18 protein-coding genes and 4 pseudogenes are annotated in these 18,540 nt (G+C 74.8%); 13 read left to right on the forward strand and 9 right to left on the reverse strand.

Annotated elements, in window-relative coordinates:
- Window positions 1–50 precede the first annotated feature (50 nt).
- Both AC1VL8_RS06450 and AC1VL8_RS06455 read right to left on the reverse strand, forming a co-directional pair.
- Window positions 51–179 (reverse strand): hypothetical protein, encoded by a 129-nt coding sequence (locus AC1VL8_RS06450; RefSeq protein ID WP_483074595.1) that lies wholly within the window; start codon window positions 177–179, stop codon window positions 51–53.
- 160 nt (window positions 180–339) lie between these two features.
- Window positions 340–1,401: pseudogene (locus AC1VL8_RS06455) on the reverse strand (ABC transporter substrate-binding protein); the annotation flags it as partial.
- Between the two features lie 273 nt (window positions 1,402–1,674).
- On the opposite strand from AC1VL8_RS06455, the gene arfA reads away from it, so the two are divergent.
- Complete coding sequence (gene arfA / locus AC1VL8_RS06460; RefSeq protein WP_483074596.1) at window positions 1,675–3,183, forward strand: arabinosylfuranosidase ArfA; 1,509 nt, start codon at window positions 1,675–1,677, stop codon at window positions 3,181–3,183.
- On the forward strand, window positions 3,176–4,234 hold the full coding sequence (locus AC1VL8_RS06465; RefSeq protein WP_483074597.1) for an arabinan endo-1,5-alpha-L-arabinosidase: 1,059 nt from the start codon (window positions 3,176–3,178) through the stop codon (window positions 4,232–4,234). Before arfA ends, AC1VL8_RS06465 begins: the two co-directional genes overlap by 8 nt.
- Before the next feature lie 4 nt (window positions 4,235–4,238).
- Here AC1VL8_RS06465 and AC1VL8_RS06470 read toward each other — a convergent pair whose 3' ends face one another.
- Window positions 4,239–4,799: a GNAT family N-acetyltransferase gene (locus tag AC1VL8_RS06470; RefSeq protein ID WP_483074598.1), complete on the reverse strand. Its 561-nt coding sequence runs from the start codon at window positions 4,797–4,799 to the stop codon at window positions 4,239–4,241.
- Window positions 4,796–5,623 carry an HAD family hydrolase gene (locus AC1VL8_RS06475; protein WP_389233342.1) on the reverse strand — a complete coding sequence of 276 codons (828 nt, stop codon included), beginning with the start codon at window positions 5,621–5,623 and terminating at the stop codon, window positions 4,796–4,798. The genes AC1VL8_RS06470 and AC1VL8_RS06475 overlap by 4 nt, the downstream gene beginning before the upstream one ends.
- 34 nt (window positions 5,624–5,657) lie before the next feature.
- Between AC1VL8_RS06475 and AC1VL8_RS06480 the strand changes: the two genes are divergently transcribed.
- Entirely contained in the window at window positions 5,658–5,954 is a 297-nt protein-coding gene (locus AC1VL8_RS06480; protein ID WP_389233339.1) for a glutaredoxin family protein, read from the forward strand.
- A 9-nt stretch (window positions 5,955–5,963) separates the two neighbouring features.
- Entirely contained in the window at window positions 5,964–6,623 is a 660-nt protein-coding gene (locus AC1VL8_RS06485) for a redox-sensing transcriptional repressor Rex (RefSeq protein ID WP_483074599.1), read from the forward strand.
- 109 nt (window positions 6,624–6,732) lie between these two features.
- Here the strand turns inward: AC1VL8_RS06485 and AC1VL8_RS06490 are convergent, their stop codons facing one another.
- Entirely contained in the window at window positions 6,733–7,287 is a 555-nt protein-coding gene (locus AC1VL8_RS06490) for a YceI family protein (RefSeq protein ID WP_203668052.1), read from the reverse strand.
- 133 nt (window positions 7,288–7,420) lie between these two features.
- Here AC1VL8_RS06490 and AC1VL8_RS06495 point away from each other — a divergent pair, with 133 nt between their 5' ends.
- The 7 genes and pseudogenes from AC1VL8_RS06495 to ccsB all read left to right on the forward strand — a co-directional run bounded on the left by AC1VL8_RS06495 (window position 7,421) and on the right by ccsB (window position 12,996).
- Complete coding sequence (locus AC1VL8_RS06495) at window positions 7,421–7,960, forward strand: MarR family winged helix-turn-helix transcriptional regulator (protein WP_389233332.1); 540 nt, start codon at window positions 7,421–7,423, stop codon at window positions 7,958–7,960.
- 38 nt (window positions 7,961–7,998) lie between these two features.
- Window positions 7,999–8,655 (forward strand): histidine phosphatase family protein, encoded by a 657-nt coding sequence (locus AC1VL8_RS06500; protein WP_483074600.1) that lies wholly within the window; start codon window positions 7,999–8,001, stop codon window positions 8,653–8,655.
- Window positions 8,652–9,257, forward strand: a complete 606-nt coding sequence (locus AC1VL8_RS06505; RefSeq protein WP_483074601.1) for a TlpA family protein disulfide reductase — start codon at window positions 8,652–8,654, stop codon at window positions 9,255–9,257. The genes AC1VL8_RS06500 and AC1VL8_RS06505 overlap by 4 nt, the downstream gene beginning before the upstream one ends.
- Window positions 9,258–9,304: 47 nt before the next feature.
- Entirely contained in the window at window positions 9,305–10,165 is an 861-nt protein-coding gene (locus tag AC1VL8_RS06510) for a cytochrome c biogenesis CcdA family protein (RefSeq protein WP_483076196.1), read from the forward strand.
- Window positions 10,166–10,364: 199 nt separating this feature from the next.
- A pseudogene (gene resB / locus AC1VL8_RS06515) lies at window positions 10,365–11,423 on the forward strand (cytochrome c biogenesis protein ResB); the annotation flags it as partial.
- Between the two features lie 76 nt (window positions 11,424–11,499).
- Window positions 11,500–11,745 (forward strand): annotated as a pseudogene (locus AC1VL8_RS06520) (cytochrome c biogenesis ResB family protein); the annotation flags it as partial.
- A gap of 122 nt (window positions 11,746–11,867) precedes the next feature.
- Window positions 11,868–12,996, forward strand: a pseudogene (gene ccsB / locus AC1VL8_RS06525) (c-type cytochrome biogenesis protein CcsB).
- Between the two features lie 335 nt (window positions 12,997–13,331).
- Here ccsB and AC1VL8_RS06530 read toward each other — a convergent pair.
- Window positions 13,332–13,739, reverse strand: coding sequence for a PLDc N-terminal domain-containing protein (locus AC1VL8_RS06530; protein ID WP_483074602.1), 408 nt, complete (start codon window positions 13,737–13,739; stop codon window positions 13,332–13,334).
- Window positions 13,740–13,797: 58 nt separating this feature from the next.
- Here AC1VL8_RS06530 and AC1VL8_RS06535 point away from each other — a divergent pair, with 58 nt between their 5' ends.
- Window positions 13,798–14,106, forward strand: a complete 309-nt coding sequence (locus AC1VL8_RS06535) for a DUF4229 domain-containing protein (protein WP_389233315.1) — start codon at window positions 13,798–13,800, stop codon at window positions 14,104–14,106.
- Window positions 14,107–14,239: 133 nt separating this feature from the next.
- Here AC1VL8_RS06535 and AC1VL8_RS06540 read toward each other — a convergent pair whose 3' ends face one another.
- A complete protein-coding gene (locus tag AC1VL8_RS06540; RefSeq protein WP_483074603.1) occupies window positions 14,240–15,109 on the reverse strand; it encodes a 1,4-dihydroxy-2-naphthoate polyprenyltransferase in 870 nt (289 codons plus the stop codon).
- 103 nt (window positions 15,110–15,212) lie between these two features.
- Window positions 15,213–16,415: an o-succinylbenzoate--CoA ligase gene (gene menE, locus AC1VL8_RS06545; protein WP_483074604.1), complete on the reverse strand. Its 1,203-nt coding sequence runs from the start codon at window positions 16,413–16,415 to the stop codon at window positions 15,213–15,215.
- A 91-nt stretch (window positions 16,416–16,506) separates the two neighbouring features.
- On the opposite strand from menE, the gene AC1VL8_RS06550 reads away from it, so the two are divergent.
- Window positions 16,507–17,568 (forward strand): DUF3048 domain-containing protein, encoded by a 1,062-nt coding sequence (locus tag AC1VL8_RS06550; protein ID WP_389233306.1) that lies wholly within the window; start codon window positions 16,507–16,509, stop codon window positions 17,566–17,568.
- 13 nt (window positions 17,569–17,581) lie between these two features.
- On the opposite strand, the gene AC1VL8_RS06555 is transcribed toward AC1VL8_RS06550, so the two are convergent.
- Entirely contained in the window at window positions 17,582–18,538 is a 957-nt protein-coding gene (locus tag AC1VL8_RS06555; RefSeq protein WP_483074605.1) for a 1,4-dihydroxy-2-naphthoyl-CoA synthase, read from the reverse strand.
- Window positions 18,539–18,540: the final 2 nt, after the last annotated feature.

An 18,540-nucleotide genomic window follows, 5' to 3' on the forward strand; every position in this document is an offset into this window, starting at 1 on the left:
CGGGCGCTGGTCGTGCGCGCCCGGCACCGGCGGGGAGGCCGGGGGTGGGGTCAGGCCCCGCCGCCCGCCATCTCGGCGTTGGTGTTGGACTCGTCGAGCAGCGCCTGCATCTTGGGCTGGACCTCGGCGAGGTAGTCGGCGGCGGTCTGCTTGCCGTCGAGCACCGGCTGGATGTTCACCCAGAAGCTCGTCGTACCACTGGGCGCCGTAGGTGTACGCGGCGGGCATCGCGCGGCCGTAGTCCTCGACGATGTCCAGGAACTCCTGGCGGTTCGCCGGCTTCGCGTCGGGCGCGGCGGCCCACTCGGCGGCCATGTCCTTGAGGTTCGGGACCTGGATGTTCGCGTCGACCAGCGTCTGCTGGGCCTCGGCGTCGGTGGACAGGTACGTCGCGAGCTGGACGGCGGCCTCCGGGTTCGAGGTGGTGTTGGAGACGCCGATGCCGAGGCTGCCGACCCAGGTCGCGGACTCGCCGGTGGAGCCGGCGGGCCAGGGGATCAGGTCGTACTCGAAGTCCAGGTCGTTGTAGACGCTGACGTCCCACGGGCCGACGGGGAAGAAGCCGATCTCGCCGGCCATCCACCGCTGGTAGGTGTCGAGCGTGGCGGCCTCGGACGAGCTGGGGGTGACGCCGTCGACGTTGGTCAGGTCGGCGAAGTACTGCAGCGCCTCGGCGAACTCGGGGGTGTCGACGGTGACCTCGGTGCGGTCCTCGTTGGTCCAGTCGCCGCCGTTGCTCCAGACCAGCGACTGCACGTTCCACTGCACGTTGAGGCCGGTGCCCCACTGGTCGAGCGCGCCGTCGCCGTCGGTGTCGACGGTGAGCTGCTTGGCGATGTCGCGGAACTCGTCGAGGGTGAGCGGGACGTCCTTGTCGGGCAGCGGGATGCCCGCGGCCTCGAGCATGGTCTTGTTGTAGCCGAACGCGAACGGGCCGACGTCCTTGGGCAGGCCGTACAGCGCGCCGTCGGGGGTGCCCTGGAGGGTGCCGTCGAACCGGTAGGAGTCGACGCCGTACTCCCAGATGTTGTCGAGGTCGACGCCGGCGTCCTCGACCTGCTGGGTGATGTCCATCAGCACGCCGGACGCGACGTAGGACTGCAGGTTGGCCTGCTCGATGTAGAACACGTCGGGCACCTTGTTGCCGGACACGGCGGCCTGGAGCTTGGTGGCGTACTGGTCCGCGTCGGTGACGGTCATCTTCACCTCGACGCCGGTGTCCTCGGTGAACTTGTCGATCGCGGCCTGGTAGGCGGCCTTCTCGTCGGCGCCGCCGCGGAACATGAACGTCAGCGCGTCGCCGTCGCCGCCGCCCTCACCGCCGCCGCCGGAGCTGCACGCGGTCAGGGCGAGGGCCCCGGCCAGGACGAGGGCCGCTGCCCGGAGAGTCTTCGTGGTCATTGCGCCATTGCCTCCACTCGTGGTTCGGCGAGGTCGAGGGCGCGTCGGGCAGCCGTCGTCGGCTGGCCGGGGGTGCGGGTCGGCTCTGACCTCGTGGTTCTACATCGTTGAACTACAACGTTGGAGAGAGTGGCACGGGTCACGTCGTCCGGTCAAGCAACGGTTTGGTCACGGCGCGACGGTGCTGATCGGGCGGGTGTTGACGGCGCCGCACCCACCGGGCACGATGGCTCTACAACGATGTAGAGGCTTGTCAGCGAAGGAGCTGCCCGCATGCCCACCGTCACCCTGACCATCGACCCCGCGTTCCGGGTCGGACCGGTCCGCCGCCGCACCTTCGGGGCGTTCGTCGAGCACCTCGGCCGGTGCGTCTACACCGGCATCCACGACCCCGAGCACCCCTCCGCCGACGCCGACGGGTTCCGCCGCGACGTCATCGACCTCACCCGCGAGCTCGGCGTCTCCTCCGTCCGGTACCCCGGCGGCAACTTCGTGTCCGGCTACCGCTGGGAGGACGGCGTCGGCCCCCGCGACCAGCGCCCCCGCCGGCTCGACCTCGCGTGGCACTCCACCGAGCCGAACCTGGTCGGCGTCGACGAGTTCATGCGCTGGACGCGGGCCTCCGGCACCGAGCCGATGATGGCCGTGAACCTCGGCACCCGCGGTGTCCAGGAGGCGCTCGACCTCCTCGAGTACTGCAACGTGCGCGGCGGCACCGCGCTGTCCGACCAGCGCCGGGCCAACGGCGCGCCCGACCCGTACGGCATCCGGATGTGGTGCCTGGGCAACGAGATGGACGGCCCCTGGCAGATCGGCCACAAGACCGCGCACGAGTACGGCCGGCTCGCCGCCGAGACCGCCCGCGCGATGCGGATGATCCAGCCCGACCTCGAGCTCGTGGCGTGCGGGTCCTCGGGTGTGCCGATCCCGACGTTCGGCCAGTGGGAGCAGACCGTCCTGTCCGAGACGTACGAGTACGTCGACATGGTCTCGGCCCACGCGTACTACGCGGAGGAGGACGGCGACCTCGGGTCGTTCCTGGCGTCGGCCGTCGACATGGACCACTTCATCGACTCCGTCAGCGCGGTCGCCGACGGCGTCCGGGCGCACAAGAAGGTCGCCAAGCGCATCCACATCTCGTTCGACGAGTGGAACGTCTGGTACCAGAAGCGCGCGGAGTCGGTCCCGCCGTCCGGCGACGACTGGCCGGTCGCCCCGGTGCTGCTCGAGGACAAGTACAACGTCGCGGACGCCGTCGTCGTGGGCAACATGCTCATCTCCCTGCTGCGGCACACCGACCGGGTGCACTCCGCCTCGCTCGCCCAGCTGGTCAACGTGATCGCGCCGATCATGACCGAGCCCGGCGGCCGCATCTGGCGCCAGACGACGTTCCACCCGTTCGCGCAGGCCTCGGCGCACGCGCGCGGCGAGGTGCTCCAGGTGGCCGTCGAGGCGCCCACCTACGAGACTGCGAAGTTCGGCGACGCGCCGCTCGTCGACGCCGTCGCCACCCGCGACCCGGAGACCGGCGCCGTCGCGCTGTTCGCCGTCAACCGGTCGCAGACCGAGACGGTCACCCTCGAGGTCGACACCCGGTCGATCCCCGGGCTGCGGGTCGTCGAGGCGACCACGTTGTCCAACCCCGACCACACCTGGTCCGCGACCGCCGACGACGACACCTCGGTGCTGCCGCGCGCCAACGACTCGGCCGCCATCGACGGCGGCCGGCTCACCGTCCAGGTGCCGCCGGTGTCCTGGAACATGGTCCGGCTCGGTGCCTGAGACCACCCGCCCCCACCGCCGCCGTCGACGGGTCGCCCTCGTCGCGGCGGCGGTGGTCGTCGTGCTCGTGGCCGCAGGGGGCGTCGCGATCGCGGTCCTGGGTCGTGCCGGCGGCCCGCCCGTCGCCACCGCGCTGCCGGTGGCCGGCGACGTCGCCGTGCACGACCCCGCGCTGGTCGCCGGGGCGGAGGGCGAGCCCTGGTACGTCTACTCCACCGGCGACGCCCGCGAGAACGCCGGCGCGATCCAGGTCCGGCGGTCCACCGACGCGGGCGCCACCTGGGAGTACCTCGGGACCGCGTGGGGGCCGTCCGACTCGCCCCGGTGGGCGCAGGAGGCCGTCCCCGGCGTCACGAACTACTGGGCGCCCGAGCTCTACGAGCACGACGGCACCTGGTACCTCTACTACGCGGCGTCGACGTTCGGGTCCAACCGCTCGGTGATCGGCCTGCGGACCAGCCCCACCCTCGACCCGGAGGACCCCGACTACGGCTGGGTCGACCGCGGCGAGGTCTGGCGGTCCGAGCCCACCGACGACTACAACGCCATCGACGCCGGGATCGTCGAGGACGCCGACGGCACGCCCTGGATGGTGTTCGGGTCGTACTGGTCGGGGATCCAGGTGGTCGAGCTTGCCTGGCCCGACGGACTGCCCGTCGCCGGCGCCGAGCCGCAGCCGCTCGCGTCGCGCCTCAGCAGCCCGCACGCGATCGAGGCCCCGTACGTCGTGCCGCACGACGGCTGGTTCTACCTGTTCGTGTCCCAGGACGCGTGCTGCCAGGGCGTCGACTCGACCTACACGGTCGCCGTCGGCCGCTCCCGGGACGTCACCGGCCCGTACCTCACCCGCGACGGCACGGACCTGCTGGTCGACGGCGGCGACGTGCTGCTGTCGACCGACGGCGACGTCATCGGTCCCGGCGGCCAGAGCGTCTCCCGCGGGGTGCTGGCGTTCCACTACTACGACGGCGCCACCGGCGGCACCCCCACCCTGGCCCTCCGCGAGCTCGCGTGGGACGACAGCGGCTGGCCGGTCCTCACCACGCAGTGACCGGTCAGAGGGGGTGGTGCAGGACCTGGTCGTGGTGCTGCTGGGTGCCGACCTGGAAGGTGCGGGTGCCGACCGGCGTGAAGCCCGACCTCAGGTAGAAGCGCTGCGCGCGGGTGTTCTCGCCGTTGACGCCCAGCCAGACGCCGGCGGCGCCCCGCGACCGGGCGGCGTCGAGGCTCGCGGCCATCAGGGCGTCCGCGACGCCGCCGCCGTGCCGGCCGGGCAGGACGTAGCACTTGCTCAGCTCGACGGTCGGGCGCAGCGGGACCGCGGCGGCGACGTCGGCGGCGGACGGCTCGCCCGCGACCAGCATCGTGTAGCCGACCAGCTCGCCGGCGTCGTCCGCGACGAGCAGGTCCCGGTCGCCGTCGGCCAGGTAGGCGGCGAACCGCTCGGGGGTCAGGTGCGCGGCCACGAACGCCGCGTGGTCCGCCGGGGTCGACGACGGCGGGCAGGCCAGCGGGAACGTCACGGCGGCGAGGGCGGCCAGCGCGGGGACGTCGGCGGCACCGGGCCGGCGGACCGCGACCGGGCTCACGCCCAGCCCCGGTGCGCCCGTGCTCACACCCCGCCCCAGCGCGACCGGATCCGGCGCCGCACGGCCCGGATCGCGAGGCCGACCACCCACGCGGACCCCGCGACGGTGGCGGCGTCCACCCCGCGGCGGGTCGCGTTGCGGCGGCCGCGGAACTCGCGGACCGGCCAGCCGACCTCGGCGGCGTGCTTGCGCAGCCGGCCCTCGGGGTTGATCGCGCACGGGAACCCGACCTCGGACAGGATCGGCACGTCGTTCAGGGAGTCGCCGTACGCGAACGACCGCGACAGGTCGAGGCCCTCCTTCTCGGCGAGGGTGCGCACCGCGGCGGCCTTGGCCTCGCCGTGCAGCAGGTCCCCGACGAGGCGGCCGGTGTAGAACCCGTCCGTGTGCTCGGCGATGGTGCCCAGCCCGCCGGTGGTGCCGAGCCGGCGGGCGATGATCTCGGCGATCTCCACGGGCGTGGCGGTCACCAGCCAGACCTCGTGGCCCGCGCGGATGTGCTGGTCCAGCAGCCGCTGCGTGCCGGGGAAGATCCGCAGCGACAGCACCTCGTCGTAGACGTCCTCCGCGATGGCGACGAGCTCGGCGACGGACCGGCCGTGCATGATCTCGAGCGCGCGGGACCGGACCTCGTCGATCTGCTGGCGGTTCTCGCCGAACGTCAGGTAGCGGATCTGGTGCACCGCGAACCGCACCAGGTCGGCGCGGCGGAAGAAGCCCCGGCGGTACAGGCCGACGGCGAGGTGGAACGAGCTCGCGCCGCGGATGATCGTGTTGTCGACGTCGAAGAACGCGGCCACCTTGCCCGGCTGCGCGGGGTCCCCGGGGGTGGGTGCGATCGGCTCGGGCACGCCGCCACTGTAGTCAGATGCCTAGGCTCGTGCCGTGCCGACCTCCGATGTCACCCCCGGCCCCGCGCCGCGCACCGTGCTGTACGTCCGCGCGGGCTGCCACCTGTGCGACGCCGCCCGCGAGGTGGTGGCGCGCGTGACCGCGTCCCGGGGCGAGACGTGGCGGGAGGTCGACGTCGACGCGGGCGGCACCGCGGCCGACGGGCGACCGCTCGCGGCGGCGTACGGGGAGCTGCTGCCGGTGGTCGAGGTGGACGGTGCACGCGTCGGGTACTGGGAGATCGACGCGTACCGCCTGGCGGACGCCCTCGCGGGGCCCCCGACCGCCTAGTCTGTGCAGGTGCGTGCCCTGCCGCCGACCACCGTCGCCCGCCTCCCGGGATACCTGCGTTCCCTCGGCGGTCTCGCGTCCGAGGGCGCGAGCACCACGTCCTCGGAGCAGCTCGCCGAGCTGGTGGGCGCGTCGCCCGCGCAGCTGCGCAAGGACCTGTCGTACCTGGGGGCCGGCGGCCGGCGCGGTGTCGGCTACGAGGTCGACCACCTGCGCAAGCAGATCGCCCAGGCGCTGGGGATGACGCAGGAGCGCAACGTCGTCATCGTCGGGATCGGCAACCTGGGGCACGCCCTGGCGACGTACTCGGGGTTCGCGGACCGCGGGTTCGTGCTGGTGGGCCTGTTCGACGCGGACCCCGACGTCGTCGGCACGACCGTCGGCGGGCACCGGGTGCAGCACGTCGACCGGCTGGAGGACGTGATCGCCGCGGCGGACGCGAGCATCGCCGTGGTCGCGACCCCGGCGTCCGTCGCGCAGGCCACGACCGACCGCCTGGTGGCGGCGGGCGTCACGGGCATCCTCAACTTCGCGCCGCGCACCGTGCGGGTGCCGGACGGCGTCGACGTCCGCGAGGTCGACCTCGGCTCGGAGCTGCAGATCCTCGGCTTCCACGCCCGTCAGCGGTCGACCCGGCCCGAGGACGCGGCCCCGGCCGACCCGGCCTGACGTCGCGCGGCCAGGGCCGCGCGGTCCCGGGACGGAAGAAGGGCCCGATCGCGGCAGGGGGTGCGCGATCGGACCCTTCGGCCCGGGTGCCCCGTCAGGGGCGTCGAGGTCAGGCGGCCTTGATGGCCGAGACCTCGAGGTTGATGACGACCTTGTCGCTCACCAGGACGCCGCCGGCCTCGAGGGCCGCGTTCCAGGTGATGCCGAACTCCTTGCGGGAGATCGTCACGGAGGAGGAGAAGCCGGCGCGCTGGTTGCCGAACGGGTCGGTGGCCGCGCCGCCGAACTCGGTGGCCAGGTCGACGGACTTGGTCACGCCGTTGATGGTCAGGTCGCCGGTGACGACGTAGTCCTCGCCGTCCGCGCGGACCGCGGTCGAGGCGAAGGTCCACTCGCCGAACTTCTCCAGGTCGAAGAAGTCGGCCGACTTCAGGTGGCCGTCGCGGCCCGCGTCGCCGGTGTTGATGGTCGACGGGTCCAGCGCGGCGGTGACGCCGGAGAGCGTGAGGTCCTCGGCGACGGTGATGGTGCCGGAGGTCACCGCGACGGTGCCGCGGACCTTGGAGATGCCCGCGTGGCGGACGGTGAAGGACGCCTCGGTGTGCGAGGGGTCGATCGTCCAGGTGCCGGCGGTGAGGGCGGTGGGGAGCGTGGTGGTCGACATGCGGTGCCTCCTGCGAAGGTTGAAGCGTCAACTGCGGTTAGTTGAGATTTCTACTACAGTGTGGGGAGCGACGCAAGGGCTGTGGGACGATCAGCGACCCACGTCACAGCGCGCCCCCAGGAAGGACACGTCGATGACCGCCACGACCAGCACCCCCGGCCCGACCCGCGAGCCGCGGGCGCACGACGACGTCCGCTGGCTGACCGCCGACGAGCAGCGCGCGTGGCGGGCCTGGCGGGACGGCGCCGCGCGGCTGCTCGACATCCTCGGGCACGAGCTGGAGCAGGACTCCGGCCTGTCGCTCGGGGAGTACGAGGTCCTGGTCCGGCTGTCCGAGGCGCCCGGCCGCACCCTGCGGATGTCCGAGCTCGCCGGCGAGCTCGCCCACTCCCGCAGCCGCCTCACCCACACCGTCCGCCGGATGGAGAACGCCGGTCTGGTCGAGCGCGCCCCCTGCCTCGAGGACGCCCGCGGTGTGAACTGCACCATGACCGAGGCCGGCTGGCGGCGCCTGGTCGACGCCGCACCCGCGCACGTCGAGTCGGTCCGCGCGCACCTGGTCGACGTGCTCACGCCCGCGCAGCTGCAGGCCCTCGGGGACGCGATGGGCGTCGTCGGTGCCGCGCTCCAGGCCGGCTGCGCGCAGGCCGTCGCCGCCGCCGAGGAGCGGTAGGGGTCCGAGCACCCAGCAGGGTTTGCGAGACTGACCCCATGGTCGCCACCACTGTCCACCTGATGCGGCACGGCGAGGTGCACAACCCCTCGGGCGTGCTCTACGGCCGGCTGCCCGGATACCACCTCTCCGAGCGGGGGGTGCAGATGGCCGACCGCGTCGCCGCGCACCTCGCCGGGGACCTCGACGGACCGCGCCGCGACGTCACCGCGCTGTTCGCGTCCCCGCTGCAGCGCGCGCAGGAGACGATGGCCCCGATCGCCGCGGCGTTCGACCTGCCCGTCACCACGGACGAGGGCCTGCTCGAGGCCGAGAACAAGTTCGAGGGCCTCACGTTCGGGGTCGGCGACGGCTCCCTGCGGCACCCCCGGCACTGGCCGCTGCTGGTCAACCCGTTCCGGCCGTCGTGGGGCGAGCCCTACCGCCAGCAGGTCGGCCGCGTCCTGTCCGTGGTCGACCGCGCCCGCGACGCCGCGCGCGGCCACGAGGCCGTGCTCGTGCTGCACCAGCTGCCGATCTGGGTCACCCGGCTCGCGCTCGAGGACCGCCGGCTGTGGCACGACCCGCGCCGCCGCCAGTGCTCGCTCGCCTCGCTGACCTCCCTGGTCTACGAGGACGACCGCCTGGTCCGGATCTCCTACACCGAGCCCGCCGCGGACCTGCTGCCCGGCGCGTCCGCCGTGGCGGGCGCATGACCGCGAGCCGTCGCCGTCGGGCCGTCGCGGCGCTGGTCGCCGCGGGCACCGCGCTGACCCTCGCCGCCTGCTCCGGGGGCGGGACGTCCGACGACGCCGACGTCGCCGGCCAGGGCTACGTCTCCGGCGACGGCTCGTTCACGCAGTGGGCCGCCGACGACCGCAAGGGCCCGGTCGAGATCGCCGGGACCGACTTCGCCGGCGCGGCGGTCGACCTCGCGGACTGGCGCGGCGACGTCGTCGTCCTCAACACCTGGTACGCGGAGTGCCCGCCCTGCCGGGCCGAGGCACCCGACCTGGTGGACATCGCGACCGAGTACGCCGACCAGGGCGTCCGGCTGCTCGGCATCAACGGCGTCGACGACGCCGGGGCCGCCGAGTCGTTCCAGCGCACCTTCGACGTGCCCTACCCGAGCATCGACGACCGGGACAAGGGCGCGGTCGCCGCGCTCCAGGGCATCGTGCCGATCCAGGCGACGCCCACGACCGTCGTCCTCGACCGCGAGGGCAAGGTCGCCGCGCGCATCGTCGGGCTCGCCGAGGGGTCCACGCTCCGGGCGCTCGTCGACGAGGTGCTCGCCGAGCCCGGCGCCGGCTCGTGATCGCCGACGTCGGCGACTCGTTCGCGCAGGCCGCGTCCTCCGGGTCGCTGCTCGCGGCCGTCCCGGTCGCGGTGCTCGCCGGGCTGGTGTCGTTCGCGTCCCCGTGCGTGCTGCCGCTCGTCCCCGGGTACGTCGGGTACCTCGGCGGGATGTCCGCGGCGTCCGCGCCCGGGCGCTCGCGCGTGCGGGTGGCCGCCGGGGCCGCCGACGGGCCCGCCCTCGACCTCGCCGCGCACCTGCCGGCGCAGCCCGGCGCGCTGGGCCTGCCGGCGCAGCCGGGCGCGTCGGGCTCGGTGCCCACGCCGGAGGCGCCCGCCCCGTCCCGCGGTCGCCTGGTGCTCGGCGTCCTGCTGTTCGTCGCCGGCTTCACCGCGGTGTTCCTCGCCTACGGCTCGCTCGCCGGGTCGCTCGGGTCGTTCCTGCTGCGCTGGCAGGACCCGGTGTCCCGGGTGCTCGGCGTCGGCGTGATCGTCATGGGCCTGGCGTTCCTGGGGCTGCTGCCGTTCTTCCAGCAGGACCGCCGGAACGTCCTGACCCCGCGCGCCGGGCTGTGGGGCGCCCCCGTGCTCGGCGTGACGTTCGGCATCGGCTGGACGCCCTGCATCGGACCGACCCTCGCGGCGATCCTGCTGCTCTCGCTCGACGGCGGGTCCGCCGGCCGCGGCGCGGTGCTCGCCCTGGCGTTCTGCGCCGGCCTCGGGCTGCCGTTCGTGCTCGTCGCGCTCGGCCTGCAGCGCAGCCGCCGCGCGCTCGACTGGCTGGGCCGGCACCGGCTCGCCGTGATGCGCACCGGCGGCACGCTGCTGCTCCTGCTCGGCCTGGCCCTGGTCACCGGCCTGTGGTCCACCTGGTCCGCGTGGCTCCAGGGGCTGCTGACCGGGTCGACCCCCTTCATCCCGGCGGTGTGACATGACGCGCGACGACACGACCTCGACGGCCCCCACCGGGCGCTACACCCCCGAGGGCCTCGAGGACGCGTTCAGCACCGGCGCCGACCAGCAGGCGCCCGGCGGCGACGCCCCGCAGCTGCCCGCGCTCGGCGTCGTCGGCTGGCTGCGGTGGGCCTGGCGGCAGCTGACGTCCATGCGGGTGGCGCTGCTGCTGCTCATGCTGCTCGCCGTCGCGGCGGTGCCCGGCACGATCTTCCCGCAGCAGTCCCAGCAGCCCGAGGAGGTCGCGACCTACCTCGTCGACCACCCCGACCTCGGCCCGCTGCTGGACCGCCTCGGGTTCTTCGACGTCTACTCGTCGATCTGGTTCTCGGCGATCTACCTGCTGCTGTTCGTCTCGCTGGTCGGCTGCATCCTGCCGCGCAGCCGCACGCACCTGTCGGCGCTCGGCGGGCGACCGCCGCGCACCCCGCGCCGGTTCGACCGGTTCCCCGCGCAGGCGTCGTTCACGTCCGACGGGACGCCGCAGGAGGTCGCCGAGCGTGCCGCCGTCGCGCTCGGCGGGCCCCGGTGGGCACGCCGGTTCCGGGTCGACGTGCGCGACGAGGGCGCCGGCGCGTGGTCCGTCGCCGCCGAGCGGGGCTACCTCCGCGAGACCGGCAACCTGGTGTTCCACCTCGCGCTCGTCGGCCTGCTCGTCTCCGTCGCCACCGGCCAGCTGCTGCACTACCGCGGGCAGGCGATCGTCGTGGCGGACCGCGCGTTCGCGAACACCCAGAGCGACTACGACACCTTCGAGTCCGGCGCGGGGTTCCGGCCGTCCTCGCTCGAGCCGTTCTCCCTGCGCCTCGACTCGTTCGAGTCCCGGTTCGACCCGCAGACGCTGCAGTCCCGCGACTTCACCGCGCACGTCACCGTCACCGAGCCGGGGGAGGAGGGCGTCGCGGACACCATCCGCGTCAACCACCCTCTCGACGCGGGCGGCGCGAAGATCTACCTCCAGGGCAACGGGTACGCGCCGCAGGTGACCGTCCGCGACGCCGCGGGCGAGGTCACGTTCGCCGGTGCCGTGCCGTTCCTCCCGCAGGACACCGTCTACACCTCGCAGGGCGTCATCAAGGTGCCCGACGTCACCAGCGGCCCGCAGATCGGGCTCCAGGGGGTGCTGCTCCCGACGGCCGAGCAGGTCGGCGAGGGCATCTGGCGCTCGACGTACCCGCAGCCCACCGACCCGCTGCTCGCGCTCGCGGTCTGGACCGGCGACCTGGGCCTCGACGACGGGGTCCCGCAGAACGTCTACCAGCTCGACGAGACCGGCCTGGAGCAGCGAGCTCGACGCCGACGGCCGACCCGTGACGCTGTACGTCCGGCCCGGCGAGACGGTCGACCTCCCCGACGGGCTCGGCACGCTGACCTTCGACGCCCTGCCCCGGTTCGTGGCCCTCGACCTGCGGCACGACCCGTCGCTGGCGTGGGTGCTGACCTTCGCGCTGCTGGCGTTCGCCGGGCTGGCCGCGTCGCTGTTCGTGCCGCGTCGGCGCGTCTGGCTGCGGGCGCGTCCGGCCACCGGTTCCACGGGGGACGAAGGTCCCGGATCTGGCCGTACAGTGGTGACCGCCGCGGCTCTGGCGCGCGGTGACGACGTGGGCCTCCAGGCGGACTCGACCGGGCGGTGGACCGGCTCCGCGCGGGCGAGGCCCGAACCGGAAGGTAGAACGACATGCCCCTCGGCGACATCAGCACCCTGCTCGTGTGGGGGGCGGCCACCGCGTTCACGATCGCGCTCATCGCGTACTCCGCCGCCCTCGCCCGGGTCGCCGACGCGTCCTCGCGCGAGCACCGGGCCGCCCGCGCCGCGAAGGTCGCCGCCGCGAAGCAGGCCCGCGCCGCCGCGCGGCAGCCTGTCGGCGCCGGCGGGCCCGCGGCGCCCGTCGCGTCCGTGCCCGCCGAGTCCGTGACCGCCGAGTCCGTGACCGCCGACGCCGCCGCCGGCCCGGCCGCCGCCGACGGGTCCGCGGACCCCGACCTCGGCCCGTCGCGGAGCACCGGCATCGCCCGGTCGACGACCTACCTCGGCGTCGTGCTGCTGCTCGCCGGCATCGTGCTGCGCGGCCTCGCCGCCGGGCGCTGGCCCACCGCGAACATGTACGAGTACACCCTGGTCGGCACGTTCGTCGCCGCGGTGGTGCTGGCCGTCGTGCAGCGCCGCCGGGTGATCCCGTTCCTCGGCGTCGTCGTCATGGGCATCGGCGTGCTCGCCCTGGTCCTCGGGCTCAACGCGTTCTACGTGCAGGCCGAGGAGGTCCAGCCCGCCCTGCAGAGCTGACTGGCTGGTGCTGCACGTCGGCGTCGCGATCATCGCCACCGGCATCTTCACCGTCGCGTTCGCGACCGCCGTGCTCCAGGTGCTCCAGGACGGTCGCGAGACCGGCCGCTCGCACCTCGACCACGCGTGGGGCCGGTTCGACGGCCTGCGCCGCCCGCTCGCCCGGTGGCGGGTCACCGGCCCCGCGTGGTCCTGGCTGCGGACCGTGCCGTCCGCCCGCAACCTCGAGGCCCTGTCGTTCCGCCTGAACGCGATCGGCTTCGTGCTCTGGACGCTCACGCTCATCGGCGGCGCCATCTGGGCCGAGCACGCGTGGGGCCGCTACTGGGGCTGGGACCCCAAGGAGGTCGGCACGTTCGTCGCCTGGGTCGTGTACGCGGCGTACCTGCACGCCCGCACCACCCGCGGCTGGGCCGGCCGGCGGGCCGCGTACTTCGTGTACGTCGGCTACGCGGTGGTGCTGATGAACTTCACCGTCGTGAACCTCTTCGTCACGGGCAAGCACTCGTACTCGGGCCTCTGACCCACCCGCGGCCCACCGCTGCTTGCCGCCCCCCTGCCCGCCGCCTTCGCCGAGATAGGTCTGCCGCGGCGAGACAGGACGCCCGGGGCCCCTGTCTCGCCGCGGCGGTCCTGACTCGACGGGACCGGCTCGCGGACGCGTGGGGCTCGGGCCGGTCCGATCGGTGCGCGCGTCCCTGGTCGCCCGGCGCCCGCGTGCGCTGCTGCTCTCGCCGAGACAGGGCCTCCGCCTCGAGACAGGACGTGCGCAGGCCCTACCTCGGTGCGCGGGTCCTGTCTCGGCGGCGGGCGGCGTGGCGGGGCGGCGGGTGGTGCGCGTCAGCGGGGCGCGGCGCGTCAGCCGCGGGTGCCCTCGTCGGAGACGTCGTCGCCGGCCGGGCGGGGGTCGTCATCGCGGCGGGGGTCGTCGTCGCGGCGGGCCTCGCGCTCGCGGCGGAGGCGGTCCTGCTCGAGGCGCCAGAGGAACTCGGGGTCGTCGTCCGGAGCGACCGGGCCGCCCCGTCGGGGGCCCGCGGGTCCGCCCGGTCGAGCCGTCCCGCCGCCGCCCGCAGCGCCACCACCGGCAGCGCGCTGGGCCCGGCTCGACGCGATCCACACGACCGCCCCGACCACCGGCACCAACGCGACGACCAGCCAGACGCCCCGGGGGATCCCGCGGCGGGCGTGCTCGTCGCTCGAGGCGATGTCCGCGAGCGCGTACACGGCCAGGCCGATGATCACGAGGAACAGCAGTGCGCGGGCCATGCCGTCCACCCTAAGCCGCCGCGCGGTGCGGGCCAGCGGGCGCCCGTACGCTGAGGGGGTGCCCGTCGTCACCTACTCCCTGCTCCGGCTCGCGCTGTTCGTGGTGTGCCTGGTCGCCCTCGTGCTCGCGGGGACCGGCTACCTGTTCGGCGTGATCGGCGCGGCCGTGCTGGCCGCACTGCTGTCCTACCTGCTCCTCCAGGGCCCCCGGGTGCGTGCCGCCGAGTGGCTCCAGGCGCGCGCGGCGGCCCGCGGCGACCGCCCCCGCCTGTCCCGCAGCGCCGCGCAGGACGCCGCGGCGGAGGACGCGGCCGTCGACGCCGCCGACCACGGCCCGGACGGTCTGCCCCCCGGCCGCGTGCTCTGACCGGACCACCCGGCGCCCTGACCGGTCGCCCCGGCGGCCGAGGTCGCCCCTCCCGGCCGGGGGAGGGCGTCCCCGATACCGACCTCGGCCCGATCGTGCGACCTCGGTGCCCGAGCCGGACTCGCCCGGAGGGTCAGAGCGCCAGGCCGAGGCCCAGCAGCACGCCGAAGCCGAGCTCGTACATCCCCGTGCCGGCGAGCACCGGCACCAGGGCGATCCCGCGGGCGCCGACCAGCACGGTGAACGCCAGGATCCCGGCGGGCAGCGCGAGCAGCATCACCAGCAGCGCCCAGGGGTTCGCGAGCGCGCAGACCAGCCCGAGCACGACGGGCAGGATCACCATCGCCGCGTAGGCGATCCGGGCGCGGCGCTCGCCGAGCCGGACCGCGAGAGTGCGCTTGCCGACGAGGGAGTCGGTCGGCACGTCGCGCAGGTTGTTGACCATGAGCAGGGCGCAGGCGATCAGGCCGACGGCGACGGCGCCGACCCACGCGGGCCACGTCAGGCGACCCGCCTGGGTGTAGGTGGTGCCGAGCACGGCGACCAGACCGAAGAACACGAAGACGCCGACCTCGCCGAGACCGAGGTAGCCGTAGGGGCGCTTGCCGCCGGTGTAGAACCAGGCGGCCAGCACGCACACGGCGCCGATCGCGAGCAGCCACCACTGGCCGGTCGCGGCGACCAGTCCGAACCCGAACAGCCCGGCGACGCCGAACGCCGCGAACGCGGCGAGCTTGACCTCGCGCGGGCGGGCGAGCGCGCTCGCGGTCAGCCGCAGCGGACCGACCCGGTTGGTGTCCGTGCCGCGCACGCCGTCGGAGTAGTCGTTGGCGTAGTTGACGCCGACCTGGAGCGCCAGGGCGACGCCGAGCGCCAGCAGGGCCAGGCCGAGGTGCGCGGCGTCGATCTGCGCGGCGGCTCCGGTGCCGACCAGCACGGGCGCGGCGGCGGCGGGCAGGGTGCGCGGTCGTGCGCCGGCGATCCACTCGGACGGGGTGGCCATGATGCTCCTGTCGTGCGGCGGGACGGGCGGGGGTGCCGAGGGCCGCGCAGCGACCGTACCCGGCGCGGCGGGCCGGGACGCAGCGGCCGGGGCGTGCCGGTGGTCACCCCGGTGTACGGTCCCGCGGGTCGGCGCCCGGGATGCGGCGGGCGAGCGCGTCGGCGGCGAGCGCGGCCGCACCCCGCCGGTCGGGCTTCCCGGGCCCGCGCAGCGGCAGCGCCGCGACGGTGACGAGGTGCCGGGGCGCGGCGGCGCGGCCCAGGCGGTCGGCGGCGGTGCGCCGCAGGTCCACGAGGTCGGGGCCGGTGGTGCCGGCGGCCGGGACGACGACCGCGACCAGCGCCTGACCCCACTCCGGGTCGGGGACGCCGACGACCAGCACCTCGCCGACGCCCGGCAGCCCGGCCAGGGCGCGCTCGACGGCGGCGGGGGCGACCTTCTCGCCGCCCGTGACCAGGACGTCGTCCGCCCGGCCCAGCACCTCGAGCCGCCGGTCCGCGCCGGAGCCCGTCCAGCGGCCCAAATCGCTGGTCCGCAGCCACCGGGTGCCGTCGGCGACCTCGAACAGCTCGGCGTCCAGGTCGGGTCGGCCGCGGTAGCCGGTGGCGAGCACCGGCCCGGCGAGCCGGATCCGCCCGTCGGCCTCCAGGTCGACCGTCACGCCGTCGAGCGGCACGCCGTCGTACACGCAGCCCCCGGACGTCTCCGACATGCCGTAGGTCGTCACGACGTGCGCGCCGGCGGCGAGGGCCCGGTCGACCAGCTCGGGCGGGGCCGCCGCACCGCCGAGCAGCACGGCGTCGAACGCGGCCAGCGCGTCCCGGCCGGCGGGGTCGTCGAGCAGCCGGTGCACCTGCGTGGGGACCAGCGAGGTGTACCGGGGGAGGCCGTCCGCGGGGAGCGCGGCGACGGCGACCGCGAACGCGTCGACGCGGAACGGCCCGGCCAGCACGTGCGGCGTGGTGCCCGCGACGATCGACCGCACCAGCACCTGGAGCCCGGCGACGTGCGCGGGCGGCAGCGGCAGCAGCCACCGGCCGGGTCCGGCGAGCCGCACCTCGGTCGCGCCCGCCGACGCCCGCAGCGCGGCGGCGGTGAGCATCACCTCGCGGGGGGCGCCCGTCGACCCCGACGTCCGGACCAGCAGCGCCACGTCGTCGGGCACCGGAGCGCCCGGGTCGGTCGTCGCCCCGTCCTCGACGGGCAGCACCGCAGGTCCCGACCCGTCGAGCGCGGCTGCGAGGGCGGCGGTCAGCGCGGGCACCGTGCGGGCGGACGCGGGCACGACGCGGACAGGGCGGCTCACACCGTCAGCGTAGGTGCGCCCGTAGAGTGTCGCGGGACGCGCGACCGGGCACCGCTGGGGCGCGGGACGCTGCACGAGGGGTTTGTCGCACATGATCCACACCACCAGGGGCCGCCTGCGGAGCGTCGCCGGGCTCACGCTCGCCGCCGCGATGCTGCTCGCGGGCTGCTCGCAGGGCGGCGAGCCGGCGCCGGAGGCGAGCACGGTCGGGCCGTCGCTGCAGGCCGACAAGGTCGCGGTGCCCGAGCCGGTCGTCGCGCCGACGTGGCCGCTGACCGGTGTCGCCGGCGAGCCGGTGAACCGCCCGGCGCTCGCGGTGAAGATCGAGAACACCGCCGTCGCGCGCCCGCAGTCCGGGCTGGACCAGGCGGACGTGGTCTGGGAGACCATCGTCGAGTTCGAGGTGTCCCGCCTGATCGCGGTGTTCCACTCGCAGACCCCCACGGAGGTCGGTCCGATCCGGTCCGTGCGTCCGATGGACCCGCCGATCGTGGCGCCGCTGAACGGTCTGCTGACCTTCTCGGGCGGTCAGGCGGGGATCCTGGCGCTGGTGGCCGAGGCCCCGGTGCAGGCCATCAGCCACGACGCCGGCGCGCCCGGGCTCTACCGGCTGAAGTCGCGGTCGGCGCCCCACAACGTGTACGCCGACACCAGCGACCTGTGGGTGCAGGCCGACGCGAACCACCAGAACAGCCCCGGGGAGCAGTTCGCGTTCGCCCGGTCCGCCGAGCGCGCCTCCGCCGTCCTCGCGGGCACCCCGGCCACGACGCTCGCGTTCAGCCTGTCCGGCCAGTCGAAGCCGTCCTGGACCTGGAACGGCTCCGTGTGGGAGCGCTCGGAGGGCAGCACGCCCGCCACCTCGGCGACCGGCGCGCGGCTGTCCGCGGTCAACGTCGTGTCGATCACCGCGTCGCACCCCGGTACCGGGTTCGGCGCGCAGAACGGCGCGGTCGTGCCCACCTACACCCTGGTCGGGACCGGTGAGGGCGTGCTGGCCACCGGCGGCAGGACCGTCCCGGTGACCTGGAAGAAGGACTCGCGCGACGCGCCGATGCAGCTGTTCACCGCGGACGGCGCGCCCGCGCAGCTCGCGCCGGGCAACACGTGGGTGGAGCTGGTGCCCGCGGAGACCGGCTCGCTCGCGATCTCCTGACCGGACCCGCCCGTCAGTAGGAGTGCGGGAACCGGCTCCAGTCCGGGTCGCGACGCTCGAGGAACGCGTCCCGGCCCTCGACGGCCTCGTCGGTCATGTACGCCAGCCGGGTCGCCTCGCCCGCGAACACCTGCTGGCCCGCGAGGCCGTCGTCGGCGAGGTTGAACGCGAACTTGAGCATCCGGATCGCCTGCGGGGACTTCGTCGCGATGACCCGGGCGTACTCCAGGGCCGCCTCCTCGAGCCGGGCGTGGTCGACGACGTCGTTGACCGCGCCCCAGTCGTAGGCGTCCTGCGCCGAGTACTCGCGCGCGAGGAAGAAGATCTCCCGCGCCCGCTTCTGGCCGACCTGGCGGGCCAGCAGCGCCGAGCCGTAGCCGCCGTCGAACGAGCCGACGTTCGCGTCGGTCTGCATGAAGCGCGCGTGCTCGCGCGAGGCGATCGTCAGGTCCGCGACGACGTGCAGCGAGTGCCCGCCGCCGGCCGCCCAGCCGTTGACGACCGCGACGACGACCTTCGGCATGGTCCGGATCAGGCGCTGCACCTCGAGGATGTGCAGCCGGCCGGCCCGCGCCGGGTCGATGTGGTCCGCGGTCTCCGCCTGCGTCGTGTCGGTGTACCGGTAGCCGTCCCGGCCGCGGATCCGCTGGTCGCCGCCGGAGCAGAACGCGTAGCCGCCGTCCTTGGGGCTCGGGCCGTTGCCGGTGAGCAGCACGGTGCCGACGTCGGACGTCATCCGCGCGTGGTCGAGCGCGCGGTAGAGCTCGTCGACGGTGTGCGGGCGGAACGCGTTGCGGACCTCGGGCCGGTCGAACGCGATCCGCACCACCGGCAGGTCGCGGGTGCCGTCCTCCCCGCGCACGACACCGCGGTGGTAGGTCAGGTCGGTGAGGTCCTCGAACCCGGTGACCGTGCGCCAGCGGCTCGGGTCGAAGGTGTCGGAGACGCGCGGGGGCAGGGAGTCGGTCACCG

The sequence above is a fragment of the Cellulomonas sp. KU4C genome, from assembly GCF_056868065.1.